The 1,688-nt window shown below is 64.7% G+C and carries 2 protein-coding genes; one reads left to right on the top strand and one right to left on the bottom strand.

Annotated elements, in window-relative coordinates; all coding sequences use genetic code 11:
• The first annotated feature begins 159 nt into the window (after positions 1-159).
• Complete coding sequence (locus ACFVVF_RS29160) at positions 160-1,335, top strand: integrase core domain-containing protein (protein ID WP_387816810.1); 1,176 nt, start codon at positions 160-162, stop codon at positions 1,333-1,335.
• Positions 1,336-1,424: 89 nt separating this feature from the next.
• Here ACFVVF_RS29160 and ACFVVF_RS29155 read toward each other — a convergent pair.
• The coding region (locus tag ACFVVF_RS29155) for an adenylyl-sulfate kinase (RefSeq protein WP_387816808.1) at positions 1,425-1,688 on the bottom strand (264 nt) is incomplete at its 5' end.

Raw genomic sequence — 1,688 nt, 5'->3', positions numbered from 1 at the left:
GCCGTCAATCGGTTCCCACCCTGCGATTTGTGGAGTTCTAACCGTGCTCGCGACGGTGTGCTGTTTCGGGACATCGCTGACACATGGATGTCTCGGGACATCGCTGACACCTGAGTAGGGCTTGGACCAGCATGGTTCATGGCCCAGAAGGTGACGGCGATGGACATTCGCATGGCTGCGGCGTTGACCGGGCAGGTGGACAACGTGGCGGAGTTTTGCCGCTGTGAGCAGATCAGCCGGCAGACGTTTTACAAGTTTCGCCGGCGCTTCCGGGACGAGGGGATCGATGGGCTGCAGGATCGGTCCCGTCGGCCGCTGACCTCGCCGGGACAGACCCCGGCCCAGGTCGAGGACATCGTGGTGCGCCGGCGCAAGCAGTTGATCGAGCAGGGGCTCGATCACGGCGCCCAATCGATTGTGTGGTCGTTGCAACGCGACGGTCTGCAGGCAGTGCCATCACCGTCGACGGTGTGGCAGATTCTGACCCGCCGCGGAGCGATCACAGCGCAACCGCAGAAACGCCCGAAGTCAGCGACGAAGCGTTTCGTGTTCGATCGGCCCAACGAGTGCTGGCAGTCGGATTGGACTGGATGGTCGCTGGCCGACGGGACACCGGTGGCCATCGCGGGCAGCCTCGACGACCACTCCCGCTACTTGGTGGGGTTACGCGCGGCTGCCGGCGATGCCGATGGTGAACTGGTCTGGTCGGTGATACTGACCGGTGTCGCCGAGTGCGGAATACCTTCGATGTCGTTGTCGGACAACGGGATCGTCTACACAGGCAGGTTCCACGCGCATGAATCGGCGTTCGAGATCAACCTCCGCGCGCTTGGTGTGCGCACCATTAACTCGGCGCCCTTTCATCCGCAGACCTGCGGCAAGATCGAGCGATTCTGGCAGACGCTGAAGAAGTGGCTGGCCGCCCGCGACCCGGTCGCCACGATCGACGACCTCAACGACCTGCTCGCGCAGTTCGGCAGCTTCTACAACCAGCACCGCCCCCACCGGGCACTACGCGGAGCCACCCCCGCTGAGGCGTTCCACAGCACCGTTAAGGCCCGCCCAGCCGACCGCCCACTACCGGCTCCGGTGTTCATATCCCGCCACATCGTCGACGAGGCGAGCGGCAACCTGTATGTGCCGCCCTACCGCGTTCACGTCGGACTCCGATGGGCCAGCCACGAATGCGTCAGCATCCGCGACGGTAACCACATCACGATCTTCAGCGGCAACCGCCTCGTCCGCACACTGACTGCCGACCCCACCCGCAGACATCAACGCGGCGACAAAAACACGCGCACCTATCGCACCCGCGAACCCAAACCGGCACTATGACTGTCAGCGATGTCCCGAGACATAAGTGTCAGCGATGTCCCGAGACACCACACCGTGTCGGGTGCGGCTAGGACTCCACAAATCACTGGTTAGCGGCGGGTGTTGAGCAGGTCGATCACCTGCTGCACCAGGTCGTCGATGACCGCGCCGGCGGTGTCGACGACCAGGTCGGGGTTCTCGGGCGGCTCGTAGGGTGCGTCGATGCCGGTGAGCCCCTTGAGTTCACCGGCCCGGGCCCGGGCATAGAGCCCCTTGGGATCGCGCCGCTCGCACTCGGCCAGTGAGGTCGCCACGTGCACTTCGATGAACGGCAGCTCGGCCGCATCGTTGAGGGCGCGCGCGGTGTCCCGGTC

Origin of the sequence: Paenibacillus sp. NPDC058174 (assembly GCF_042883865.1) — a bacterium.
Lineage (GTDB): Bacteria > Bacillota > Bacilli > Paenibacillales > Paenibacillaceae > Pristimantibacillus.
Note: the sequence above shows the minus strand (reverse complement) of the source record. Positions and strands in the feature narration are given on the sequence as shown.